Annotated in this window: 8 protein-coding genes; all 8 read left to right on the top strand. The window is 33.2% G+C overall.

Annotated elements, in window-relative coordinates; translation table 11 throughout:
• Positions 1-213 precede the first annotated feature (213 nt).
• Positions 214-618 (top strand): iron chaperone, encoded by a 405-nt coding sequence (locus tag DFR56_RS10430; protein WP_244916478.1) that lies wholly within the window; start codon positions 214-216, stop codon positions 616-618.
• Between the two features lie 62 nt (positions 619-680).
• Positions 681-1298, top strand: a complete 618-nt coding sequence (locus DFR56_RS10435) for an FMN-binding negative transcriptional regulator (RefSeq protein ID WP_110395376.1) — start codon at positions 681-683, stop codon at positions 1296-1298.
• A 545-nt stretch (positions 1299-1843) separates the two neighbouring features.
• Positions 1844-2533, top strand: coding sequence for a response regulator transcription factor (locus DFR56_RS10440; protein ID WP_110395377.1), 690 nt, complete (start codon positions 1844-1846; stop codon positions 2531-2533).
• A complete protein-coding gene (locus DFR56_RS10445) occupies positions 2534-3463 on the top strand; it encodes a sensor histidine kinase (protein ID WP_110395378.1) in 930 nt (309 codons plus the stop codon).
• Positions 3464-3604: 141 nt separating this feature from the next.
• On the top strand, positions 3605-4507 hold the full coding sequence (locus DFR56_RS10450) for an ABC transporter ATP-binding protein (RefSeq protein WP_110395379.1): 903 nt from the start codon (positions 3605-3607) through the stop codon (positions 4505-4507).
• Positions 4508-4534: 27 nt separating this feature from the next.
• Complete coding sequence (locus DFR56_RS10455) at positions 4535-5227, top strand: ABC transporter permease (protein ID WP_110395380.1); 693 nt, start codon at positions 4535-4537, stop codon at positions 5225-5227.
• 36 nt (positions 5228-5263) lie between these two features.
• A complete protein-coding gene (locus DFR56_RS10460) occupies positions 5264-5689 on the top strand; it encodes a hypothetical protein (RefSeq protein ID WP_110395381.1) in 426 nt (141 codons plus the stop codon).
• 131 nt (positions 5690-5820) lie between these two features.
• Positions 5821-6407: RNA-guided endonuclease TnpB family protein (locus tag DFR56_RS10465; protein WP_146214279.1), on the top strand; the 587-nt coding region annotated here is incomplete at its 3' end.

Below are 6407 nucleotides of genomic sequence, written 5' to 3' on the forward strand. Positions count from 1 at the left end.
TAAAAATATTCTTTTTTCCATTTAAATCTATGATGAACACTTAACTAAAAAGCTATTTTGTATCCTTAGAACGAGGTAATCATAAAATTAGGCATACTTTTTACAGAATAATATAGAAAATAGTTCTAGATTTCTATTATCTTATCGATTATTGTTAGTATAGAATGTAATGAACAGGAAAAGTACTATTAAAGTTCGAAAGGTGTTGGTAACATGTGGACATGCAGTATGTGCGGGCGTGAATTTAAAAAGAAAAATCAATCCCATTATTGTAGGTCAATTAATTCAATTGATGAATATATTGTTCTTTATTCGCCAACAGAACAAGCAAAATTAAAGGAACTTCGAGAAATGATTAAAAATATTGCCCCCAATGCGGAAGAGAAAATTAGTTGGAAAATGCCCACATTTGTTCAAAATGGGAATCTTGTCCATTTTGCCATGCATCAAAATCATATAGGGTTTTATGTAGGCGCATCTACAGTTAAGGCTTTTGAAAATCAACTTGCATATTATACGTTTTCAAAAGGCACCATCCAATTTCCAAAAAATGAACCATTACCATATCAATTAATCAAAGAGATGATTTTATTTAATATCGAAAAAAATAGGATATAAAACGATATTGGAATATGTAATCGATTCTTTATATAAACCTACTATCTGGAGTGGAGACAGCTATGTATATACCAAAACAATTTGAATTAAAAGATCTTGCTAAAAGATACCAAATAATAGAGGAAAATAGTTTTGCAACAGTCGTATCAACACATGAAGGACAACCATTTGCAACGCATTTACCTCTTTTATTGAATAAAGAGAATAATTTTTTGTATGGACATTTTGCAAAATCAAATCCGCAATGGACAGATATTGAGGGGCAAACTGTTCTAGTCATTTTTCAAGGACCACATTGTTATATATCTTCTTCATGGTATGAAACGAATCAAGCAGTCCCAACATGGAATTATGTTTCTGTCCATGTTTATGGAGAGGTGCAACTTATTGAAGCCGGTGAGGAATTAATAAAATCCTATCATGATATGGTCGAGAAATATGAAGCAGTGGACAGTTCTTTTAGAATAGAAAATTTGGATCAGCGATTTCTAGATAATATGAATAAAGGTGTTCAAGGATTTAAAATAAACATAACAAAGATGGAAGGTCAAGCAAAACTAAGTCAGCATCACTCTACCCACCGTAAAAACTTAGTAATCACTCAATTAGAAAAAAGTCCATATGAAGACGAAAAGAAAATTGCCAAATTAATGAGGGAAAATAGGAATAATAAAGACTAATCAATCGAAAAAGATTTATTAGGGAAAGTATTTTTCATTTAGTGAGCGCTTAATGATCAAGACAATTTTCCATATGTTCCTGTATGCATTCGATTAAAATGGATCATCAATAATGTTATCCTTTTCAGGAGGCACAAAAAAATGGCTTGCTTTTTGTGCCTTTAGATTACTCTTTTATTTATGGAGATTTGAACGAAAATAGATTTACCTTCTTCCTACAATAAGAATGGAACGATTTTTAACATTACTTTCACTCATCATGACTCCCCTTAGTTCAAAAAATTTACTCCCTATAGTTGTATTGTAAAGGTTTAATCCTAAATTCTTTTTTTGACATCATACTGATAATGACGAAAAATAAGCATCTTGAATTTAGATGTGTAAATTATTTACATGTTTTTTCGGGTTCAGGCGAGTCTTTTTCATTTTGGCTATGCCCATGTTTTCTAATCCTTATTATGATATATTTACAATGAAAGAAGGTAGTAAGGCAATAAAAGTTAATGAATTACTATATATAAAAGGTAAAAATAGGAGGAGTTAGATTGTTACAACAAATCTTGTTAGTAGAAGATGATGGATCGATTAGTGAAATGATAGAAAATTATTTAACGAAAGAAGGCTTTCATATTGTTCATGCAGAAGATGGGGTAAAAGCGATCGAGGCATTTCAAAATGAACGGTTTGATTTAGTGCTTTTAGATCTTATGTTACCGGAATTAAATGGGATGGAATTTTTAAAAATTATTCGGCAGCGGAGTACTGTTCCGGTATTAATTGTTTCAGCAAAAGATAGTGATGTAGATAAGGCTTTAGGATTAGGGTTTGGTGCAGATGATTATATCGCTAAACCATTTTCCATGATTGAACTTTTAGCACGAGTGAAGTCGGCAATACGGAGAGCCAATCAATATTCAAGTCCAGCTAAACAAGAGCCAATTTCTGTACATGAACTTACGCTTGATTTAGAAAATGTTCGTCTTGATAAAAAGGGAAAAGAAATCAAGCTAACGTTAAAAGAATGGGAGATTTTAAAACTGTTTTTTATGAATCAAAAGAAAGTTTTTACGAAAGAGCAACTATACCAATCAGTCTGGCAGGACGACTATTACGGTGATGAGAATATCATTAATGTACATATGAGAAGATTAAGAAAAAAAATTGAGGATAACCCGTCTAAACCGCGATATATCGAGACATTATGGGGAATCGGTTATCGGCTAGGAGAATTTTAAATGGTTCTATTTCTTTTAGGGATAATCGTCATTTTACTTATAGCTAATTTGATTCAATATCGTGTAAAAAAAACGATCGAACGGGATATGGAGTATATAACAGCTAAACTAAATGAAATTGTTGATCAACATTCTTCAGAAAATGTACTTGTCGTTACTGACTATACTGCTTTAAAGTCTTTATTAATAGCAATCAATCGATTACTCGGAAACTGGCAGCATACGTTTGTTCAATATACTAAGAAGGAACGGTCGATTAAAAAAATGCTAGCCAATGTATCCCATGATTTAAAAACGCCATTGACTGTGGTACTTGGGTATATCGAAATGATGCAGAGGGATGAAATGCTATCAGATAAAGAAAGGAGCAGAATGCTAGCAAAAATCCATCATAAAGTAATAGAAATTATCAAATTGATGAACACTTTTTTTGACTTAGCAAAGCTTGAAGCAGGAGATAAAAGAATTCCATTAACTCCTGTGAGTATGAATGAAGTTTGTAAAAGAAATATGTTGCAATTTTATGACTTAATCCAAGAAAAGGGACTAGAAGCGATCGTCGATATTGATGATGAATCGCTTTTTACATTAGGAAATGAAGAAGTATTTGATCGAGTATTACATAATTTGTTATCGAATGCCATTCGTTATGGTAGTGATGGAGGGGTAATTGGACTTCATTTGAGTAAAGACGAACAGCAAATATTCCTCAAAGTGTGGGATCAGGGACAAGGTATTGAAGAGAAGGATCAAGCACGTGTATTTGAAAGGTTGTTTACGCTTGATGAAGCGAGGAATAAGTCCTTTCAAGGAAGTGGGCTTGGTTTGACGATTACAAAAAGACTTGTAGAAGAAATGGGTGGAAGCATCACTTTAGAAAGTGTTCCATATGAAAAGACTATTTTCACTATAACATTTAATAAACAATGAGATTCCCATTTTGGTAGATCGGTCATTTTTAAACTAGAAGTCTATAGTGAAAACGTAAGAATTAAGTAAGAATTACGAAAGAAAAAAGAAATTTTGCTGCAATATAATAACATTAGCTGAAAGAAGGAAGGAGGAAATAGATTGACAAATATTTTAACAACACATAATTTGACGAAAACAATCCAAGGAGTCGAAATTATTTCCAACGTAAATATGTCGATAAGAAAAGGAGAAATTTATGGCTTTCTTGGTCCTAATGGAGCTGGTAAAACAACGATCATGAAGATGGTGATGAATCTAATGAAACCGACTGACGGGGAAATAGAAATTTTCGGTCAAAAGGTAACACCTTCGTCATATGACATTTTAAAGCGAATGGGGAGTATGATCGAATATCCAATTTTTTATGAAAAGTTGACGGCAAAAGAAAATTTGGAGCTGCATTGTGAGTATATGGGATTTCATCATAAAAAGGAAATTCCACTCGTATTAGAAAAGGTAAAATTGCATGAGGCTATGAACAAAGTTGTAAAAAACTTTTCACTTGGGATGAAGCAGCGTCTCGGAATCGCACGTGCAATCATTACGAAGCCGGAATTATTAATTTTAGATGAACCGATCAATGGTCTTGATCCAGTTGGAATTAAAGAAATAAGAGATTTATTTATAGGATTAAATCAAGATTACGGGATTACGATGTTGATTTCTAGCCATATTTTAAAAGAAATTGAACAAATTGCTGATACCATTGGTGTTATCCATAAAGGGAAGCTTACTTCTGAAAATTCCATGGAAAAAATCCAATCCCAGTATACCGATTATATTGAAATTGCAACAAACAGCCAAAAGAAAGCTTGTTTCGTTTTGGAAGATAAACTGCAAATTACAAATTATAAAGTAGTTGAAGATAAGTATATTCGTATTTTTGATACACATACACCGTTGTCTGTCGTTTCGAAAACACTTATTTTAAATAATATTGAGATCGAATCTATTTACCAAAAGCAGGCATCACTGGAAGAGTACTTTTTTGACCATGTGTAACTTTTTAACGAAGAAAGGAGTGTTACAATGTGGCAATTAATGAAATTGGAATTAAGAAAGGCAAAGTTAGGATGGTATATACGGGGTGCGATTATTGCTAATCTATTGATCGCTTGTTTTTTCGTTGTTTTTATGGGATTTATTGAAACCATGGAGGGCGAAGTCCCATTTACAAGTATCGATGAAGCATTTATTGTAATTGGTGCATTAGTTAGAGCGACATTTATTATCTTTGCATCCGTTCTTATTGTGAGAATAATTATTGACGAATATAAAAATAAAACGATATCTATTCTGTTTACTTACCCTATTCAACGAAAGAAAATTTTTGCTGCCAAGTTAGGAATTATCGGGTTTTTAACGTTTTTTGTTACTCTATTAACTAATATCTTTGTGGCGTTTGTATTTTTAGCATTTAATGCGAAATATCATTTTGTCCAAGGAGATGTGACACTCGACCTTTTAGTAAATCAAGGGCTAAGTATGATCACATTTGCGATTGCCATTGCTGGTACGAGCTTTATCCCATTATATTTTGGGATGAAGAAAAAATCTGTCCCTGCAACGATTATTTCATCGATTTTTATTGTTTTTTTAATTAGTTCACATAATCCAGTCGTTTCGATCGCTTCGATCGTTTATATTCCATTAACTCTTGCTATAATCGGAGTATATATCGCATATGTATCGATTAGGAATATTGAAAAAGTAGATGTATGATCAAAACGGAAAAAGATTGTGAGGAAGGAGGAGGTAATGATAGAACGTAATATCCGTACATCTGAAAAGTTTTTATTAATTAGTTACTTTTTCATCTTATTGTTTATGCTGTTTCACGATTGGATTTCTTTAGGTGTACTAAACGACATTGACGCAGTTAAGTCTGTCAACAGTCAAAAAGGATTAATCATGACAACCTTTATCAATTCTATACAAATAGTTATTCTGATTTGTTTAATTTCGCTATTTGTAGGAAAAAGGTACCCCATATGGGCAAAGTTATGGCTAATCATCCATCCGGCTTGTATTTTTATAGGGGTATTGATCAGTTGGTGGCTTCCATATTTTTTTGGTATTGGTGCAGATGAAAAAGCAGAAAACTATGCAATGATGTTTGGAGATACACACGCTTTTTTACCTATTAGAAATGGAATTCAACCTAATACGATTCATGTTTTATAAAAATGTCCAGAACACCCGCGATTTCAATCGTGGGATGAATGGACGCCAGGGAGCTATAAATCTAATCTCAATCCATTTGCAAACACACGTTCCGTAAAGTATAATGAAAGTATCAAAACGAGGTGGATCATATGTTGAAACATAAAGCCTATAAATTTCGGATCTATCCCAATAAAAACCAAGAAAAGCTAATTGCTAAAACAATTGGTTGTGCAAGATTTGTGTATAATCATTTTCTTCTTCGATGGAATACGACATACGCTGAGACTGGAAAGGGATTATCGTACAATCAATGTTCTGCCATGCTTCCTAAAATGAAAAGGGCAGAAGAGACGGAGTGGTTAAAAGAGGTTGATAGCATTGCCCTTCAGTCCTCCTTGAAAAACCTCGCTGATTCTTTTTCTCGTTTCTTTAACAAACAAAACGAAAGACCCCGATTCAAAAGTAAGATGCACCCTGTTCAGTCCTACACTACAAAATACGTCAACCAAAATATCTCTATTGATGGTAACCTCCTGAAACTTCCTAAAATTGGACATGTACCATTCGCCAAAAGCCGGAAACTTCATGGGCGTATACTTCAAGCGACCATTCGCAAAAACCCAAGTGGAAAATACTTTGTGTCTATTCTTTGTGAAGAAAAGATACACGACTTTCCTAAAACCGAATCAGCCATCGGTATTGACTTAGGCATCTTAGACTTCGCTGTTCTTTCTGA

The organism is Pseudogracilibacillus auburnensis (assembly GCF_003201975.1).
GTDB lineage: Bacteria > Bacillota > Bacilli > Bacillales > Amphibacillaceae > Pseudogracilibacillus > Pseudogracilibacillus auburnensis.